Raw genomic sequence first — 16683 nt, 5'->3', positions numbered from 1 at the left:
TTCGAGACGTCGCACTTCCTCGACGGCTTCGCCTGGCCCGACAAGAAGTTCCGCTTCAAGCCGGACTGGCAGGCCTACGGACCGCGCGGCAAGGAGATGCCCACGCTGCCCGACCATTTCGACGTGATCGACAATGCCACGGCCGAGAAGCCGTTCCGGCTGGTCGCGGCGCCGGCGCGCACTTTCCTCAATTCGACCTTCACCGAGACGCCGAGTTCGCAGAAGCGCGAGGTGCGGCCGACGGCGATGATGAATCCCGACGACTGCAAGGCGCTCGGCCTGGCGGACGGCGATCGCGTCGAAATCGGCAACGAGCGCGGCAAGACCATCGTCAATGTCAAAGCCAAGGCCGGCCAGCAGAAGGGCGTCGTCGTCGTCGAGGGCATCTGGCCCAACCGGAACTTTGAGACCGGCATCGGCATCAATGCCGTGACCTCGGCCGATCCCGGCTGGCCCAACGGCGGCGCGGTGTTCCACGATACCGCGGTCTGGATTCGCAAGGCCGCGTGAGAGCACGACGGGTGGTTGTGATGGGCACGTTTTCTCATGTTCCTCTCCCCCTTGGGGGAGAGGTTAGGTGAGGGGGAGTGCAGGACGAACCGACGAAGCGTGCCCGTGAACTGCGTCGCGACGGCAGTCGCGCCGAGCGAATCTGCTGGGAGCTTCTGCGGGACCGCCGCATGGGTGGCGTCAAGTGCCGCCGACAGCATGCCATCGGCCCGTACTTCGCCGACTATGCCAGCGTGTCGCGCAAGCTCGTCATCGAGATCGACGGTGATCATCACGCCTTCCAAGTCGAAGCCGACGCGCGGCGAACTGCGGCGATGGAGCGGGAAGGTTGGCGTGTCTTGCGTTTCTGGGCGAATCACGTCGTCCAGAATAGAGACGGCGTATGGGCGGAGATCGAGCAGGTGATTTCCAATCCCCCTCACCCAACCTCTCCCCCAAGGGGGAGAGGAGCATGAAGGTATGTGTTTCGCGTCGGAGGAAAAGAGAGTGAGCGGCGGTTTTCAACCGGCGGCCAATCCGAGCATCGTCCAGACGCAGGCGGCGCGGGTCCCGGGCCGCGCCCACGTGCTGGTGATCGGCAACGAGAAGGGCGGCTCGGGCAAGTCGACGACGGCGCTGCACATCGCCGTGGCGTTGATGGGCGAGGGCAGCCGCGTCGCCACGCTCGACCTCGACGCCCGCCAGGGAACGCTCAGCCGCTACATCGAGAATCGGGCAGCCTACGCCCAACGCAAGGGCATCGAATTGCCGATGCCGCGCCACGCCGCGGTGCCGCTATCGATCCTGCCGGACCGCGCCGCGGCGGAAGCCGACGAGACGGCGCGCTTCGAGGCGGCGCTGGAGCCGGCGCTCGCCGCCGCCGATTTCGTGATCGTCGATACGCCGGGCAGCGACACCCACCTCTCGCGCACCGCCCATGTCTGGGCCGACACATTGCTGACGCCGCTCAACGACAGCTTCATCGACCTCGACCTGCTGGCCCGCGTCGATCCCGACACGCTCAAGATCGTGCGGCCGTCGATCTATGCCGAGGCGGTGTGGAAGCAGCGCCAGTTGCGCGCCATCCAGGGTGGCCGCCCGGTCGACTGGGTGGTGATGCGCAATCGCCTGTCCTCGCTTGCCGCCCGCAACAAGCGCGACATGGGCACGGTGATCGAGGCGCTGGCCAAGCGCATCGGCTTTCGCGTCGCGGCGGGCCTGAGCGAGCGCGTGATCTACAAGGAGCTGTTTTTGAGCGGCCTGACGCTGCTCGATCTCAAGCGCGGAGGTGGTGGACCGTCGCTGACCCTGAGCCACGTCGCGGCGCGGCAGGAAGTGCGCGACCTCGTGACGGCGCTCAATCTGCCGCCGCCGGCACCTTTTGCACCAGAGGCTGGGCCCGCCACAGAAGCATCCACGCCAGTCCCGCCACCTGCAGGATGAAGAGCGCGCCGTAGGACCAGGCGTAGCCGTCGGGCGAATAGCCCGACGCAGTGCGCGGCCACAGGTCGACCACTTTGCCGATCGCCCATTGGCCGGCGAAGATCACGGTGAAAACCACGAGGTTGCAGCTCGTGCTGACCCTGCCGGCATATTCCGGTGGAAACGACCGCGCGAGCAGCGGCATGTACTGGATGGGGTAGGCGCCGAGGAAGCCGAACAGCAGCCATGCCAGCACCGGCTCGAACGACGGCACGAACGCCAACCAGGCGCAGACCAGGGCGAACAGGACGCTGACGAGGTTGGCCGACGCGAAGTCGCTGACGCCGGCGCGACGGAACCAGCCGGCGAACACGCCGCTCAGCGCGAAACCCAGGGTCATGATGGCGGTGGTGTAGAGCTGGATGTCGGCGCGCGCCTCGGTGTCGGTGATGCCACCGACATCGCGCAGCCACGGGCCGATCCAGAGCGTGATGCTGGCGATGAACGCGATCTGCTGGAAGGTGAGTACCGGCTGGATGCGCCAGAAGAAGCCGTCGGTCAGCACGATGCCGGTGATGCGGAACTGCTCTCGGAGCGTGCCCTTGGCGGCCGGCGTCCCCCGTTCGGGTACGACCGTGAAGAGGAGGGCAGCGGTCACGAGGCAGAGGCCGGCCAGCCAGAAGAACAGGCCCTGCCAGCTCATGACGGAGAGTGACCACTGGATCGGGAGCGTGGCCGCCATCGAGCCCAGGCCGCCGGCCATCATGTGGAAACCGGTGATCAGGCCCCAGCGCTCCGGCGGATACCACAGCGTGATCGCCTTGATCGCCGCCATCAGCCCGCCGGCGAATCCCAACCCGATCAGGACGCGGGCGACGATCAGTTCGGGAAGCGATGCCGCCAGGCCGAACATCGCCGATCCGATCGCCGCGGTGACCATCAGCACGGTCTGCACACGGCGCGGCCCGTAGCGGTCGAGCATGACGCCCAGGATCGGCTGGCAGCCGGCAAAGAAAAGGAAGAAGGCCGAGGTGAGCAGGCCGAGATCGCCGGCGGTGATCCCGACATCGCGTTCGAGATAGGGGAAGATCACCGCGTTTACGCCGCGGAAGATGTAGGACAGGAAATACGCCAGCGCGAACGGCAGGAAGATCCGCAGCAGCAGCGTGGCGAAGGTGGGGGCGTTTCCGGTCATTCTTTGGTGGCGCCCTCGGACTGGTCCTTGGCCGCGGGCCGCACCATATTCAACACACCGAAGGGGGTCAAAAGATATGGCCGACGATCGCAAGGTTCCGTCTACCGCAGGTGCGAACGCAGTCGATGCATTCGTGAAGCAGGTGGGCAACCTGCCGGCGAACCGCGTGCCGGGCAGCCGCGGCCGACTGCTGTTTGCCATGGACGCGACCGCGAGCCGCGAGCCGACCTGGGATCATGCCTGCACGATCCAGGGTGAAATGTTCGTTGCCGCCGATGCGCTGGGTGGTCTCGATGTGCGGCTTGGCTTCTACCGCGGCTTCGACGAATTCAAGGTGAGCAAGTGGACGTCCGACGGTCGCGAACTCGCGCGGCTGATGAGCGCGGTGCGTTGTCTCGCCGGCCGGACGCAGATCGCCAAGACGCTGCGCTATGCGGGTGAACAGCGTCGCGAGAGCCGCATCGATGCCGTCGTCTTCGTCGGCGACTGCTGCGAGGAGGATGTCGATGCGGTCGGCCATGAGGCGGCACAGCTCGGCCTGCTCGGCCTGCCGGTGTTCGTCTTCCAGGAAGGCGACGACCGCGCGGCATCGCGGCTGTTTCCGCAGATCGCCAAGCTGACGCGCGGTGCCTACTGCAGATTCGACCGCTCCAGCCCGGACCAGCTCAAGCGCCTGCTGGGCGCGGTCGCGGCCTATGCCGCCGGCGGCCGCTCGGCCTTGCTGAAATATGGCAAGGACCAGGGCGGCGCGGCGGCGCTGCTGACCAACCAGATGAAGTAACCGGCGGCCGGCCGACTAGGCGGCCCCGAGCAGGCGTGCGGTCAATCCACCGGGCAACACGCTGCCCAGCCAGACCGCCGCCTTGGTGCCGATGGGGAAGGCGATGCGCGCGCGGTTGGCAGCGAGACCCTTGCGGATGATCGCCGAGGCCCGCGACGAGGACATCAGGAACGGCATGGGGAAGGGCGCGTGGGCGGTGAGGCGGCTGACCACGAAGCCCGGGCAGATGACGCTGACGCCGATGCCGTCCTTCTTCAGCACATAGCGGATGCTTTCGCCCCACACCCGGACGGCGGCCTTGCTGGCGTTGTAGGAGGCCGAGTAGGGCAGGCCGATGAAGCTCGCCAGCGACGAGACGATGGCGACCTGGCCGCCCTTGCGGGCGATCATGCGGGACAGCAGCGGCTCCACCGTGTTGAGCACGCCGCCGACATTGACGTCGAGCGTCTTGCGGATGACGGAGAAATCGTCGAGCGAGGAATTGTCCTTGTCGATCGAGATGCCGGCGTTGGCCAAAATGAGATCGACGGGATGAGCATCGTCGAAGGCCCTGAGCCAGGTCGCCAGCGCGTCGCGATCGACGACGTCGATGGCGCCCGCCACTACCGCGGCGCCCTTTGCCCGGCAGGCCTGGGCGACGGCCTCGAGGCGCTGGGCATCGCGGCCGGTCAGCGCGAGCGCGACCCCGGGTGCGGCATAGTCGAGCGCCAGGGCCTCGCCGATGCCACTCGAGGCGCCGGTGATGACGATGCTAGAGAATCGCTTCATGGGATAACCTTCCGGCGTCGCGCGTTGTCTGCGTTGGGAGCCGATACTAGAGTGCCGCGCCGCTTTGCGGCCAGTGGAGTGACAAGCGAAGTGGCAGGAGCCGAGTATTGATCGCAAGCATGACAGGATACGCCCGGGCGCAGGGATCGGATGACCGGCGGCGCTGGGTTTGGGAGGCGCGCAGCGTCAATGGACGCAACCTGGAAATCCGCTGCCGGGTGCCGCAGGGCTTCGATCGTCTGGAAAACCCAGCCCGCACCGCCGTGGGCGGCCGGCTGAAGCGCGGCAATGTCTCGCTGACGCTCACCCTCACCAGCGAGCGCCAGAGCAAACCGCTGCGCATCAACCGCGCCCTGCTGGCCGAGCTGGGGGCGCTGGCAGAGGAGGTGCGCAAGAGCACGGGTGCCGCAGCACCTTCGGCCGACGGCCTGCTGCGCGTGCGCGGCGTCATCGAGGAGGAAGAGGAGGGCGAACAGACCGAGGAGGCGCTCGCCGCGCTCGACAAGGCGCTCTCGGCCACGCTCGAGGAGGTGCTGAAGGCCCTCGTCGTCGCCCGTGCCGCCGAGGGCAAGGCGCTGGCCACGGTGATCGACGGCCATGTCGGCGAGATCGAGGGCCTGTGCAAGCGCGCCGCCGAGCGGGCGCAAGTCCAGATCGGCACCGTGCGCAGCCGTTTCGAAAGCCAGCTCGCCGAGCTTATGGACCGCGTGCCCACGCTTTCCGAGGAGCGCTTCGCCCAGGAAGTGGCGCTGCTGGTCGGCAAGGCCGACGTGCGCGAGGAACTCGACCGGCTCGCCGCCCACATCGCCCAGGCGCGGACCCTGCTGGCCGAGGCGCGGGCGGACAATCCGGTCGGTCGCAAGTTCGATTTCCTCTGCCAGGAGTTCAATCGCGAGGCCAATACGCTGTGCTCGAAGTCGGCCGACATCGAGCTGACGCGCATCGGCATCGACCTCAAGGGCGCCGTCGAGCGCATGCGGGAGCAGGTCCAGAATGTCGAATGAAGCGATCCAGCGCCGCGGGCTGATGCTGGTGCTCTCGTCTCCTTCAGGCGCCGGCAAGACGACGCTGTCGCGGCAACTGCTCGACAACGACTCGCAGATTCAGCTCAGCGTTTCGTGTACTACGCGTGCCAAGCGGCCAGGCGAGAAGGACGGCGTCGATTATCATTTCGTGGACACTGCGGCCTTCAGCGGCATGAGCCAACGCGGCGAATTCCTCGAGCACGCCCGGGTCTTCAACCATTACTACGGCACGCCCAAGGCGCCGGTGGAGGAAGCGCTGAGCGCCGGCAAGGACGTGCTGTTCGACATCGACTGGCAGGGCACGCAGCAGCTCAAGGATCCGGCCAAGAAGGTTAGGGCCGACCTGGTGACGGTGTTCATCCTGCCGCCCTCGACGCGCGACCTCGAACGCCGCCTGCTGACGCGCGCCCAGGATTCCAAGGAGGTCGTGGCGCAGCGCATGGCCAAGGCGGCCGACGAGATGAGCCACTACGCCGAGTACGACTACGTCATCGTCAACCGCGATATCGCCACGAGCAACGCCAACCTCAAGGCCATCCTTACTTCCGAGCGCCTGAAGCTCGAGCGTCAGGTCGGACTGTCGGGCTTCGTCAAGGCGCTGCGCGAGGGACGGTAGCGCCCGGCGGCATGCCGCTTTGGAATTGATCTGAGTCAAATGACGGCAATAGACCGGCGCTTGCGCAGGTGCCGGCGCTCGCCGCGGTTGCGGATGTTCGCTAGAATTTGCGGCGTGGACTTGCAGGTTCCCCTGCGAGGCGGCTGGAGAGTTCATTGGCACGCAGGCTCGTTGCCTTGTCCCTGATCGGTGCCGCCGCCGGCGTGGTGGCGCTTGCCGGTGTGTTCCTTGCCGATCGCTCCATCGTCGCCGTGGCGGATCCGGCGCCCGCCCGCGTCGTCGGCTACTGCGATGTCGCGGCGAGGCAGGATTCCAGAGTGGTGCGCGACGCCTGCGCGGCCAATCCGGACCTGTCGTCGCCGAACCTGAGCCAGGCCGAGGCGACCAGCATCCTGAGACGATGGGCGGCATCGTGGATCGATGTCGCCTCGGATGGAAAGCTCATCATCGAGGACGACTACTGGCAGAAGAGCGTCGACACGCTTTACGAGCGGTTCCTCAATCACGAGCGGGGCGTGTACTGCGGCGGTACGGCCTGGACGCTGATGAAGCTGTTCGAGGCGTTCGGCCTGGAGGCCTGGATCTACAATTTCGGCGATCCCGACACCGAGCTGTCGCACGTGGTCACGCTCGTCCGGGCCGACGGCCGGATCATCGTTCAGGACGCCTACTTCAACTATACGCTGAAGGAAAAGGACGGGAGCGCCGCCGACATCCGCGAGATCCTGGCGGCAATGAGGGAACGCCGTGCCGCCGATTCGCTCGTCGTCTCCACCGAGCCGGTGACCAAGCTGGCGCTCTATGGCCTGGACGAGGTGCCGGCCGACCCGCGGAAGCTGACGGACTGGATGGGCGGCGACGTCGCGAGCGTCAGCGATTGCGAGCTCGTGCGGGCCGGCGTGGTGAAGTGCAAAGCGGAGAACGTCGAGGCGAGGAGCGTCCGCAACTGGGAACGCTGGCCCGACCTGCAGCGGTTCCTGGCCGAACGCGGGTATCCGAGGATTCGGCGTATCTCATGCTGCTGCCGCTCGGCCTCTCGTCATCTCCCGATGGCTGGACACCTCCGAGCGACGCGCGCGACACGCGAACGAATGCGCTCCTGAAGGCGATGCTTCAGTCCATGCGGACGCGCTGACGCGCGTTCCCCGCCTGCCTTTCAGGGTTTGTGAGTGCGTTGGGCGAGGGGGGCCGAGGCGGGCGGCACGCTGCCCGACTGGCCCTGCGAGCGCAGCACGAGCTGGGACGGCGTATGGGGGCGGCCGGAAAACTCCGCGATCAGGCGATCGCTGGCCGTCTCGAGCGTCTCTTCAAGGCGGCGCATGAAGGTCTGCTTGTCGAGGCCGGTCTCGATCGCGGGCAGGAACTCGATCGCGGCGCGGCCGGGTTTCTTCCACCAGTCGCGACGGTTCCAGACAAGGCCGACCGAGGTCGCCACCGGCGTCACCGGCAGGCCGAGGTCGCGGTAGAGGTAGTAGATGCCGGAGCGATAGCGCTCGCGCTCGCCTGGCGCCATCAGGTTGCCTTCGGGATAGATCGCGATGTGACGGCCGCTGTCGCAAGCGCGTTTGGCGAACTGGGCGAGGTTCTCGCGTTCCTTGCCGCCGCCGCAGGCGTCGACGCGGATCATCTGCAGGCGGTAGAGGATGGCGCCGATCAGCGGATAACTGAAAATCTCCTGCATCGCCACGAAGGCAATGCCCGGGATGCGGGCGGCGAGCAGGATGCCGTCGCATTCGCTGTGATGCTTGCCGGCCAGAAGGACGGGGCCGGTGGCGGGGAGATGCTCCGGGCCGCGAAATTCGACCTTCATGCCGCCGATCCAGCGCATGCCCCAGACGACGGCGCGGGCCCAATGGTGGAGCACGCCGCGCAACACCACCGGCGTCGGGATCGGCACCAGCACGATGCCGATCACGGCAGTGAGGAGCGTGCCGAGGTAGAAAAAGGCGTTGAAGGACAGGGACCGGATCATGGTTGGTCAAATAGTGAGTGTTCACTCATTTGTCAAGGACGCCCGCCAATCGCACGAATTCGGCCACGGTCAGTTCCTCCGCCCGGGCCGTGGGCGCGAGGCCAAGCCCGGTCAGGACCGCCACAGGGTCGGGAAACAGCCCCGCCAAGGCACCGCGCAGCATCTTGCGGCGCTGGCCGAAGGCCGCCGCTGTCACCCGTTCCAGAGGCCTGAGATCGGCCAGGCGCCCGCCTGGTGGTCTTGGCGTCAGTCGGACGACCGAGGAGGTGACCTTGGGCGGCGGCACGAAGGCCGAGGGAGCCACGTCGAACAGGCGCTGCACGGTGCAGACGTGTTGGGCAAGCACCGAGAGCCGGCCGTAGTCCTTGGTCCGGGGGGAGGCGGCCAGCCGGTCGACGACCTCCTTCTGGAACATCAGCACCATGTCGGCCACGTCGTCGGCGGCGTGCAGCCAGCGCACCAGGAGGGCCGTCGATATGTTGTAGGGCAGGTTGGCCACGATCCGGCGTGGTGGCGGCCCCAGGGCCGGCAGGCCCATCTCCAGCGCGTCGCCCTCCACCACCTGGAGGCGGCCGCCGGCAGCCACCTGCAGCGCTTCCAGGGCGGCAATAGCCCTGCGGTCCACTTCGATGGCGACAACGCAGGTCGCGCCCTCGAGCAGCAGGGCGCGGGTCAGGCCGCCGGGACCCGGGCCGATCTCGATGACGGTGCCGGGCGACAGCGGCGCCGCGGCGCGGGCGATGCGCCGGGTCAGGTTGAGGTCGAGCAGGAAATGCTGGCCGAGGCGCTTGCGGGCGTCGAGGTCGTGGGCGGCGATGGTCTCGCGCAGCGGCGGCAGGCCGGCCAATCCAGCTGCGATGGCCGCCGCGCTGTCGTCGTCCATCGTTCAGGGCCTCATCGTTTCAGGTATGGCGCCGGCGGGCCATGTCGTCCGCCATGGCGAGGGCGGCGATCAGACTGGCCGGGTCGGCGCGGCCGCTGCCGGCAATGTCGAGCGCGGTGCCGTGGTCAGGAGAAGTCCGCACGAACGGCAACCCCAGGGTCACGTTGACGCCGCCCGCGAAGTCGATGGTCTTGATCGGGATCAGCGCCTGGTCGTGATACATGCACAGCGCCGCGTCGTAGGTCGCGCGCGCGGCGGGATGGAACAGCGTGTCGGCCGGCGCCGGCCCGCGCACGTCGATGCCGTCGCGCCGCAGGGCATCGATCGCGGGTGCGATCAGGCGGGTTTCCTCGTCGCCCATGGTGCCCTGCTCGCCGGCATGGGGATTGAGCGCCGCCACGACCAGCCGCGGCCGGGCGATGCCGAACAGCGCAGAGAGCGCCGCCGCCGCGATCCGTCCGACCCGCACGATGCTCGCAGCATCGAGCGCGCGCACGGCGTCGGCCAGGGAAAGATGGATCGTGACCGGGACCACGCGGAGACCGGGACAGGCCAGCATCATCGCGACCTCGACCGGCTTGCCCGCGGCACCGGCGGCAAGCTCGGCCAGAAATTCCGTGTGTCCGGGATGGCGGAACCCGGCATCCTGCAGGGTCTTCTTCTGGATGGGGTTGGTCACCACGCCGGCGATCTCGCCGGCCAGGGCGAGGGCGGCGCCGCGCTCGATGGCTTCCAGCGTCGCCGGCGCATTGACGGGATCGGGCCGCCCGGGCGTCGCCGGGGCGCGCAATTTCACGGCAAGCACCGGCAGAGCCGTCGCGAAGACCGCGGCTGCGTCGGCGGGCCGGCCGATTTCCCGAACGGGCACGTCGAAGCGAAGGTGTCGGGCGAGCGCGATAAGGCGGGTGGGGTCGTCCAGCACCAGGAACGGTCGGTCCGCCGGCTTGCGCGCCAGCCACGCCCTGAGGCTGAGTTCGCCGCCAATCCCGGCCGGCTCGCCCATGGTAACGGCGAGCGGCAGAGCGTGTGTCACGGCTTGACGTCGACGGTCGCCGTGCGCCGCAGGTCGCGCATGTAGCGGCGTCCGGCGGCCTCCAGCTTCTGCAGGAGGATCTGCTGCTGGATGGCCTCGCGGGTCGGCAAGCCGCCACCGCCGTCCCGGCTGCACAGGGAGACGATCTGGAGGCCCTCGGCGACCCGGAACGGTCCTGCGGTTCCGCCGACCTGCAGGCGGGGGATCTCCTCGTACATCTGGCGGTTGGCCGAGAGGTCGCCGATGCGCACGCCCCGCAGGTCGCCGGAGGTGGCGCCCTTGAGCTGTCGGGCCTGGGCATGGAGGTCGGTGCACTGGCGAACCGCCGCCATCGCCTTTTGCGCATCGGCCGACGCCCGGTTGGTTTCCTCGGCCGAGGCGTTGACGGGCAGCGACAGGGTCAACTGGACCAGATTCAGCCGGACGTCGTCGGGCCGCGTGGCGGCGAACTGGCGGCGGTCGACGACATACAGGACATGCCAGCCGGAGGCGCTGCGGATCGGATCGGAAAATTGGCGGACCTGCAGCCTGTCGATGGCGGCATCAAGGGCCGGGTCGAGCGATCCCGGGAGGACCCATCCAAGATCGCCACCGGTCTGCGCCGAGGCGCCCTGGGAGAATTGCTGGGCGACCGCGGCGAACGGCGCGCCGCGCTTCAGCTGATCGAGGATGCGGTCGGCGTTGCGCTTGGCGTCTTCCGCGCCGTCGGTCCGGTCGACCGGCACGAAGATCTCGGCCACCCGGGATTCGGTCTTGCCCATGTTTGCCCGCAGCCGGGCCAAGGCATCGTCGATTTCGGCTTCGGAAACCTCGACCTGGGGCCGCACCCTGCGGCGGACGATCTTCCCCCAGGCGAGCTGCGCTTCGAACTGCTGTGCGGCGATATCGTGGGAAACGCCGATGCTCTGCAGGAAGAGCTTGAACTGGCCGGGACTCATGCCCGCGCCGCGCTCGATCTCGCCCAGGCGCTGCTGGACCTCGGCATCGGAGGTCGGCATGCCGAGTCGCTTGGCATTCTGGATCTGCAGCCGCTCGTCGATCATCTGGCGCAGGACCTGGGCGGCCATGCGCTGGCGCAGGTCCGGGCTGTCCGTCAGGCCGGTGGTCTTGACCGCGAATTGAATGCGCTGGCTGAGGTCGAAGTCGGTGATCGCGTCGTCGTTCACCCGTGCCACGACGCGCACCTGGGCCGATGCGAGGGCGGGTGAAAGGACCAGGAGGATCGCTGCGAAGGCGCGGAGGAACAACGCGGACATTTGACCGGTGATTTGAAAGGAGGGACCCGCATTATATTCCGTTGCAACAATGCTGCAACGGAGCGCGGCGGCATATCGTCCGACTATGGCAACTTGCGGGCATGGTTGACACATGGTGCATGCTTGACGCTTGGCGGTGGGTGCGTTAGCCGGACACCGCGTTTCGAGGGCTCAGAATTTCAGCATGACTGCCGCTCGCCGTCCGATCAGCGTCGCCAGCGCATGGGCGTGGATTCGCTCGGGTGTGGGCTATCACCTGGACAATTTCGGGCGTTGGCTGATCGTGCGCGCGCCCCGGCTCGGCGCTGCCTATGCCGGCTGGTGGACGCCCGGGGCACCGAAGCCCGGCCCGCGGCCGGGCTGGGGCTTCGCCGAGGAATACTACGACCAGCGCCAGTGGCTGGCGTGTCGGCGCGGCGCCCTGTGGGAGGCGGCGCGCGACAACAATCTCGAGGTGTCGCTCAGCGTGCCGTGGCTGGCCGGCACGACGGTCGACGTGACCCTGGGCAACGACAACAGCCTCTGCCTCTATGTCTGCGGTTCGTTCGAGCCCAACGAGTTCAATTTCCTCGACCGCCTGCTGAAGCCCGGCATGGTGTTCGTCGATGTCGGCGCCAACGACGGCTACTACACGCTGTTCGCGGCGCGGCGGATCGGCCCGGAAGGACGGATCGTCGCGGTCGAGCCGAGTTCGCGCGAGCGCGGTCATCTCGAGCGCAATATCGCGCGCAACGGTGTTGGCAACGTCGAGATCGTGCCAGCCGCTCTGGGCGCCGCCCCGGGCCACGCCGATCTCCATCTCGCCCACGGCGTGCATACCGGCCACAACACGCTGGGCCGGTTCGCCCACGACGACGTGGTGCCGGCCCGCGTCGAGCGCGTGCCGGTGGAGACCCTCGATGGCGTGGTACGCCGCCTTGCCCTGCCGCGCGTCGACGTCGTCAAGATCGACGTCGAGGGCGGCGAGGCCAATGTGATCGCCGGGGCGCGAACGGTGCTTCAGTCGATGCGGCCGGTGTTGATGATGGAGGTGAGCGACGGCGCATTGCGGGCGCAGGGCAGCAGCGAGGCGGCGTTGCTCGAGACGTTGCGTCGCGACCTCAGGTACGAGATCCTGGTGTTCTCGCCGGCCACCGGTCTCGTCCACGGACAGACGGAGGGCATGCCCCTCTCGGCCAACATCATCGCCATGCCGACCGAAAGGCTCGCCGGGATCGCCACCGGCTGATCGCCTGCCGCGGTGCCGTGATTCTATTCGGCGCCGGCATCGCGCCGGGAGACGATCGGGTTGTCGATCGGCCACCAGAACTTGTAGGCCGGGTCGTTCCATCGGATCGTGAACTGGCCGGGCCGGTCGTAGTAGGTCGTCTGCTTGTAGTGGAAGGTGGAAACGTCCGACATCACCAGATAGGCATTGCCGAACTTCGCCGGGATGCGGATTTGCAGCCGGTTGACGTCCGACAGGGTGAAGCCCTGCCACTTCCGGAACTGGGATGACTCCGGATCATTGTTGACCACCACCACGTAGATGCGGCCATACAGGCAGGAGATCAGCTTGACGGTCTTGGCGTCGCCGTGAATGCCGCGCAGAACGTGCTTGGTCGAGGTTGCGTAGTCGTCCTGGACGAACTTTTCGGTTATTCCGGCGGCCCGGTACATCTCTTCATTGTACGTTTCGACGTAATCGCCGCGAAAGTCTTCGTGCTGGGTCAGGGGGTGAACGACGAGCACGCCGTCGAGCGTCGTCTTTTCGACCTTGAGCTTGCTCATTTCACCCTCCCTTAGTCGAATTCTCGCGGATGATTGCAGGCGGCAAAGAATTCGTCGGAGCAGCTTCGGAAGAAGGAACGAGTCGGTGGCGTGGTGGACACGACATAGGCGATCTTATTCACGTTGCGCGGACAGAGGCGCACTGGAAACCGACCCAATGCCATGCTGCTACATATCTTGAAGTCGTTTCGTAGAAGAAGCTCTAACATCGAGTAGTCGGAAGCACGTTCTTGTGCCTTCGAAGGCAGCATTTCGGAAAAGCAGGTAGCTGACCTTCTCCGAGGGCTTTGCCGCAATAACCACCGACTGAGGACCAGGCATTGCAGAAATTACACGTTCGATTGAACTGAATTTTGACAGATCGAGTCCAGTGAGCACGACTCCGAGTTGTCCCTTTGTCACCTCAACTTTTAGCTCAACCTCTAACAGGTAATCGTCTGGCCAAGCTTGGACTCCCCGAGGGGGCAAATGCACCGTTAGAGAGTTACTCCACGCCTGCGGTGACGTTTCCACGACCCGTCCTCGAAGAGTGTTCACTCCCCCTTCAATACGCTGAGGGGAGGGGCCTGAAGGAGGATTGACAGCCAATGTCTTGGACTCGCGTCGAAGCCGCCACTTCGTCCATAGGCTTTGTCGTCGAAGCGTTGTGAGTTCCGAGCCTTCTTGTCCCGTGGGAAGGGCGAGCGCGTGTCCACCTTCCGGCGCAAACTCGGCGCCGTTCTGAAACTCTGTATCCCCGAGAAGGTCGTCAACTATCTGTCTGCCTTCGGCCAAAGTTTCTTCGAATTTCAGCGGCGGCGGGAAGAGCAAGTTGATCGAAACTCGGTTTGGTACGCCAAGCGAGGACGTTTCGGCTCGGTGAAGTACGTAGTTATCGTGGTCGAGTACCAGACTTTCACGATAGCCGAGCTTGGCCAGCCACGCGAGCGCCTCTCCCGCACTCTGGTTTCGTCGAGATAGGGCATGGCTCAACTCGACGACAACGTACGGATTCTTTTCCACCAACGTCTGCTCGGCTCCCCTGAGAACCTCGAAGTCGAAGCTGTCGACGTCGATCTTCAGGCAGTCAATTCGATCAATGTGTCGCTCGAAAACAAAGTCATCGAATCTGTAGAAATTGTAGTCCTGAACATCGCCCTCGGTTCCCCAGATCCTAAAGATGCGGTCTTTCAGAACTGCCGTACTCGCACCGAGGGCCACTTCGTGGATTTCGACGTTCTCCAGTCTATGATGGGCAATGTTCTTTCGCAGCATCGAGACGGTCGACGTTGGCTCAAAGGCGAATACTTTCCCTTCGAAAGCCAGCTGAGCGAACAGAATGGAATAATAGCCTACGTTCGCCCCAATATCGAAAATCGACCAGTCCGTTTGTACGTTCTTTACGAACCAGTTCTTCGTCTGAAGCTCGCACTGCGGATAGTAGTCGCGAAATGACTCGTAGAACGCAACCAGTTCGATTGCTTTCCTGCCAGGGATGTCGGTCGTGATGCGGTCTGTCATGTGTGCTCTCAGTGGCGCGCCAATTTGTATCTGCTTGTTGCCCGCTCTCGAATATTCAGCGAGCAGAGGAAGAGGTATTCAGCTGAAAACGACAGATCTAATTCCGCTGGTAGCCGACGAGCATCCAACTCTTGCGAATCCAGAACAGCTTCTCGAATTGAGGCCCCCAACGATCGAAGTTCTCGACTATCGCCTGGACAACGCCGAGGGGTGCGAGATTCTTCGCCAAAGTCTCCGGATCGGGACAGAAATCGTGCCAGACGCACATGCCGCCTGCGCGCAACACGCGGAGCGCCTTGTCTGTGTCACTGGTTACGATGTCGGGCGTGTGCCCGCCATCGATCAGGACGGTGTCAAAGTGGTCGGGGCCAAACTTGGCGGTGTCAAACGCCCGACTGTCGCAGAGCAGTTGATGGACTCGTTCGGAATAGCCGGCGTCACGGTACATTCGGCCAATAAATTCCCCAGAATCGGTCGAAGCGTACAGCGGGGTGCCGTCTGCCTGGGCCTCGCCTGCCGGCAGGTTGATGGTCCAGATTTCTGCGTTGGTTGCGCGGGCAACAAGTGTAGTCCCAAATCCCTCCCAAGTCCCAAACTCGAGATGTCGACGTGGCGATTGCGATCGCCACAGATACTCCAATATTGGCGCGTCATCAGTTTCCATTTTCCAGTTGGACAGAGGCTTGTCGATCCGTTCCTGTGACACGTCGAGCTGAATGGATGTGCCGAGAAGCGGCGACAGATCCTTCTCATCCACGATCTGTATCTCACCTCGAATAGAAGGTGCTTTCGCCATTGGAAACGGGTGATCCCACAGATCCCCGGCCCAGTTCAACAAGTCGCCGAGTTCGGGTAATGGAATTGACCCGGCATGGGATGATGACCACGAGGCAACAAAATTCCGGCCATCCTTCTTGGCGTACGCAGACAGTCGGAAGAGTTTGAAGTGCGACGGCTGTGCGTCGGTCGAGGCATTCCGAAAGAGAAGGTGTCGGGCGCTTTTCGGTTCACGCACCCAGATACGCAGTGTCTTGGTCGCAGAGCCTTCCGGAACGATGCGTTCAAGGGAGGCAAATGTCGAACCGTCGTCCGTAGTGACGCCGACGCCAACCTTGCCGTGGGTGACGCGGATCTTACACTCGATAACCAAGGCGTCTGCATCGGCCAATACGTTTAGGGGGCCTTCGGCGATTCGATATGAAAGAGCATTGCTCCATTGATCTGGGGGCGTTGTCACCTCAACAATGGCGCCACCTGATCCCCACGGAATGGCATTTCGCACCGCTCGTAAAACGGGCGAAGAACTCATGATCGGCGCGCCATTGTGAGGCGTCGGTCCTGATTGGAAGAGGTTTGGAAGCGAACTCAAGAGCATTGCCGTTCAACCTGTGTCTGACGCGGTGGTTGACTGTTTCAATCACCGCTTTGTCCCGAGGTCAAATGGCGGACCAGCCTGTTAGAATTATGCGGGCATGGAGGGCATAGCGGTGACGCAATCGGACAGCAACCACTTGAGGTGCTGGAAAATCCCATTGTGTGGTAAGGTTACAAAGATTTTATGTCCGGACTGCAGTCAGCGTGATGCCTTCTCGAACTTTGCGTCGACCAGCCATGATGAACGGGCGCCGAGAGTCCATCGCTGTTGGCCCGGATTTGACGGAAGTGTACTTGGTTTCCGAACTAATGGCGATTAGACGCAAGCATTTGGGATAAGGCGGTAGTGGCGTTGAACCTATGCGAATGTAGCCGCGATGAGGTGAGGCGCGCGTGATGAAGGTAGAAGGTCGTCTGAAGGTTTACCTTGAGAAGCTACGGTCGCCCCGGAGGCCGCTAGAGTTGTTGTCGGATTCGCAGCATCTCAGTGCGTTCTCGTTGTCCGACCGTGAACTTCATGGGGGCTCGCGCGTTAGCCAGGAGCATCCATTGCATCTTTCGGGGCCGGGTACGCCCTGGAGCTATATTGCGAGTTGGTC

17 protein-coding genes are annotated in these 16683 nt (G+C 64.9%); 8 read left to right on the top strand and 9 right to left on the bottom strand.

Annotated elements, in window-relative coordinates; all coding sequences use genetic code 11:
* The 3 genes from EPO55_RS05210 to EPO55_RS05200 all read left to right on the top strand — a co-directional run.
* Positions 1 to 510: molybdopterin dinucleotide binding domain-containing protein (locus EPO55_RS05210; RefSeq protein ID WP_296335416.1), on the top strand; the 510-nt coding region annotated here is incomplete at its 5' end.
* Between the two features lie 77 nt (positions 511 to 587).
* On the top strand, positions 588 to 965 hold the full coding sequence (locus EPO55_RS05205; RefSeq protein WP_296335415.1) for a DUF559 domain-containing protein: 378 nt from the start codon (positions 588 to 590) through the stop codon (positions 963 to 965).
* A gap of 31 nt (positions 966 to 996) precedes the next feature.
* Positions 997 to 1932, top strand: coding sequence for a division plane positioning ATPase MipZ (locus EPO55_RS05200; RefSeq protein WP_296335414.1), 936 nt, complete (start codon positions 997 to 999; stop codon positions 1930 to 1932).
* On the opposite strand, the gene EPO55_RS05195 is transcribed toward EPO55_RS05200, so the two are convergent.
* Positions 1847 to 3106 (bottom strand): MFS transporter, encoded by a 1260-nt coding sequence (locus EPO55_RS05195; protein WP_296335413.1) that lies wholly within the window; start codon positions 3104 to 3106, stop codon positions 1847 to 1849. The genes EPO55_RS05200 and EPO55_RS05195 overlap by 86 nt on opposite strands.
* 76 nt (positions 3107 to 3182) lie before the next feature.
* Between EPO55_RS05195 and EPO55_RS05190 the strand changes: the two genes are divergently transcribed.
* Positions 3183 to 3887: a VWA domain-containing protein gene (locus EPO55_RS05190; RefSeq protein WP_296335412.1), complete on the top strand. Its 705-nt coding sequence runs from the start codon at positions 3183 to 3185 to the stop codon at positions 3885 to 3887.
* A gap of 15 nt (positions 3888 to 3902) precedes the next feature.
* Here EPO55_RS05190 and EPO55_RS05185 read toward each other — a convergent pair whose 3' ends face one another.
* Entirely contained in the window at positions 3903 to 4655 is a 753-nt protein-coding gene (locus EPO55_RS05185) for an SDR family NAD(P)-dependent oxidoreductase (RefSeq protein ID WP_296335411.1), read from the bottom strand.
* A 119-nt stretch (positions 4656 to 4774) separates the two neighbouring features.
* Here EPO55_RS05185 and EPO55_RS05180 point away from each other — a divergent pair, with 119 nt between their 5' ends.
* The 3 genes from EPO55_RS05180 to EPO55_RS05170 all read left to right on the top strand — a co-directional run bounded on the left by EPO55_RS05180 (position 4775) and on the right by EPO55_RS05170 (position 7399).
* Positions 4775 to 5659 (top strand): YicC/YloC family endoribonuclease, encoded by an 885-nt coding sequence (locus EPO55_RS05180; RefSeq protein WP_296335410.1) that lies wholly within the window; start codon positions 4775 to 4777, stop codon positions 5657 to 5659.
* Positions 5649 to 6296 carry a guanylate kinase gene (gene gmk / locus EPO55_RS05175; protein WP_296335408.1) on the top strand — a complete coding sequence of 216 codons (648 nt, stop codon included), beginning with the start codon at positions 5649 to 5651 and terminating at the stop codon, positions 6294 to 6296. The genes EPO55_RS05180 and gmk overlap by 11 nt, the downstream gene beginning before the upstream one ends.
* A 155-nt stretch (positions 6297 to 6451) precedes the next feature.
* Positions 6452 to 7399: a hypothetical protein gene (locus tag EPO55_RS05170; protein WP_296335407.1), complete on the top strand. Its 948-nt coding sequence runs from the start codon at positions 6452 to 6454 to the stop codon at positions 7397 to 7399.
* 53 nt (positions 7400 to 7452) lie between these two features.
* Here EPO55_RS05170 and EPO55_RS05165 read toward each other — a convergent pair whose 3' ends face one another.
* From EPO55_RS05165 to EPO55_RS05150, 4 genes are read right to left on the bottom strand one after another with little or no spacing between them, the layout of a single operon-like run.
* The gene (locus tag EPO55_RS05165; protein ID WP_296335405.1) at positions 7453 to 8268 is read right to left on the bottom strand and encodes a lysophospholipid acyltransferase family protein; all 816 of its coding nucleotides are present in this window, start codon (positions 8266 to 8268) and stop codon (positions 7453 to 7455) included.
* A 25-nt stretch (positions 8269 to 8293) separates the two neighbouring features.
* Complete coding sequence (gene rsmA, locus EPO55_RS05160; RefSeq protein WP_296335404.1) at positions 8294 to 9151, bottom strand: 16S rRNA (adenine(1518)-N(6)/adenine(1519)-N(6))-dimethyltransferase RsmA; 858 nt, start codon at positions 9149 to 9151, stop codon at positions 8294 to 8296.
* Between the two features lie 19 nt (positions 9152 to 9170).
* On the bottom strand, positions 9171 to 10184 hold the full coding sequence (gene pdxA, locus EPO55_RS05155) for a 4-hydroxythreonine-4-phosphate dehydrogenase PdxA (protein WP_296335403.1): 1014 nt from the start codon (positions 10182 to 10184) through the stop codon (positions 9171 to 9173).
* Positions 10181 to 11440: a peptidylprolyl isomerase gene (locus tag EPO55_RS05150; protein ID WP_296335402.1), complete on the bottom strand. Its 1260-nt coding sequence runs from the start codon at positions 11438 to 11440 to the stop codon at positions 10181 to 10183. Before EPO55_RS05150 ends, pdxA begins: the two co-directional genes overlap by 4 nt.
* A 184-nt stretch (positions 11441 to 11624) precedes the next feature.
* Between EPO55_RS05150 and EPO55_RS05145 the strand changes: the two genes are divergently transcribed.
* Positions 11625 to 12668 (top strand): FkbM family methyltransferase, encoded by a 1044-nt coding sequence (locus EPO55_RS05145; protein WP_296335401.1) that lies wholly within the window; start codon positions 11625 to 11627, stop codon positions 12666 to 12668.
* Positions 12669 to 12691: 23 nt separating this feature from the next.
* On the opposite strand, the gene EPO55_RS05140 is transcribed toward EPO55_RS05145, so the two are convergent.
* From EPO55_RS05140 to EPO55_RS05130, 3 genes are all read right to left on the bottom strand, one after another.
* On the bottom strand, positions 12692 to 13210 hold the full coding sequence (locus tag EPO55_RS05140) for a dTDP-4-dehydrorhamnose 3,5-epimerase family protein (protein ID WP_296335400.1): 519 nt from the start codon (positions 13208 to 13210) through the stop codon (positions 12692 to 12694).
* A 168-nt stretch (positions 13211 to 13378) separates the two neighbouring features.
* Positions 13379 to 14710 carry an FkbM family methyltransferase gene (locus tag EPO55_RS05135; protein WP_296335399.1) on the bottom strand — a complete coding sequence of 444 codons (1332 nt, stop codon included), beginning with the start codon at positions 14708 to 14710 and terminating at the stop codon, positions 13379 to 13381.
* Between the two features lie 97 nt (positions 14711 to 14807).
* Complete coding sequence (locus EPO55_RS05130; protein ID WP_296335398.1) at positions 14808 to 16019, bottom strand: class I SAM-dependent methyltransferase; 1212 nt, start codon at positions 16017 to 16019, stop codon at positions 14808 to 14810.
* Between the last annotated feature and the right edge of the window lie 664 nt (positions 16020 to 16683).

Origin of the sequence: Reyranella sp. (assembly GCF_004296935.1) — a bacterium.
GTDB lineage: Bacteria > Pseudomonadota > Alphaproteobacteria > Reyranellales > Reyranellaceae > Reyranella.
This window is presented reverse-complemented; position numbering and strand designations above follow the sequence as displayed.

Bases quoted from the DNA above. Each gene is read 5' to 3' on its own strand.
- EPO55_RS05195 (WP_296335413.1), bottom strand. From the start codon at position 3,106: ATGACCGGAAACGCCCCCACCTTCGCCACGCTGCTGCTGCGGATCTTC.
- EPO55_RS05190 (WP_296335412.1), top strand. From the start codon at position 3,183: ATGGCCGACGATCGCAAGGTTCCGTCTACCGCAGGTGCGAACGCAGTC.
- EPO55_RS05185 (WP_296335411.1), bottom strand. From the start codon at position 4,655: ATGAAGCGATTCTCTAGCATCGTCATCACCGGCGCCTCGAGTGGCATC.
- EPO55_RS05180 (WP_296335410.1), top strand. From the start codon at position 4,775: ATGACAGGATACGCCCGGGCGCAGGGATCGGATGACCGGCGGCGCTGG.
- gmk (WP_296335408.1), top strand. From the start codon at position 5,649: ATGTCGAATGAAGCGATCCAGCGCCGCGGGCTGATGCTGGTGCTCTCG.
- EPO55_RS05165 (WP_296335405.1), bottom strand. From the start codon at position 8,268: ATGATCCGGTCCCTGTCCTTCAACGCCTTTTTCTACCTCGGCACGCTC.
- rsmA (WP_296335404.1), bottom strand. From the start codon at position 9,151: ATGGACGACGACAGCGCGGCGGCCATCGCAGCTGGATTGGCCGGCCTG.
- EPO55_RS05150 (WP_296335402.1), bottom strand. From the start codon at position 11,440: ATGTCCGCGTTGTTCCTCCGCGCCTTCGCAGCGATCCTCCTGGTCCTT.
- EPO55_RS05145 (WP_296335401.1), top strand. From the start codon at position 11,625: ATGACTGCCGCTCGCCGTCCGATCAGCGTCGCCAGCGCATGGGCGTGG.
- EPO55_RS05140 (WP_296335400.1), bottom strand. From the start codon at position 13,210: ATGAGCAAGCTCAAGGTCGAAAAGACGACGCTCGACGGCGTGCTCGTC.
- EPO55_RS05135 (WP_296335399.1), bottom strand. From the start codon at position 14,710: ATGACAGACCGCATCACGACCGACATCCCTGGCAGGAAAGCAATCGAA.
- EPO55_RS05130 (WP_296335398.1), bottom strand. From the start codon at position 16,019: ATGAGTTCTTCGCCCGTTTTACGAGCGGTGCGAAATGCCATTCCGTGG.